The organism is Isoptericola croceus (assembly GCF_029382255.1).
Classification (GTDB): domain Bacteria; phylum Actinomycetota; class Actinomycetes; order Actinomycetales; family Cellulomonadaceae; genus Isoptericola; species Isoptericola croceus.
Map to the genome: position 1 here is coordinate 1 of NZ_JARLLG010000551.1, position 252 is coordinate 252.

Consider the following 252-nt stretch of genomic DNA (forward strand, 5'->3'; position numbering starts at 1 on the left):
TCAGGTTGTAAGGTTCAAACATTTGTTACCTTCTGAATTTGAGTACCTGATACCTGTAAAACAAAGAAATGCCAAGAGGGAAAGGGACCGAAGAGGCTGACAAACTAACAAGAATTGCAATAGTCAATTCTGATAAATGTAAACCCAAAAGGTGTCGACAAGAATGCAAAAAGTCATGTCCTGTCGTCCGGATGGGTAAATTATGTATTGAAGTCACCCCAAATGACAAAATTGCTGCTATTTCAGAGGAAC

At 38.9% G+C, this 252-nt stretch carries 1 protein-coding gene; it reads left to right on the top strand.

Annotation, left to right across the window (positions count from 1 at the left end; translation table 11 throughout):
- Positions 1 to 68: 68 nt before the first annotated feature.
- Positions 69 to 252, top strand: a 184-nt coding sequence (locus PZC42_RS23585; RefSeq protein WP_368860300.1) for a hypothetical protein, incomplete at its 3' end; no start/stop codon positions are given.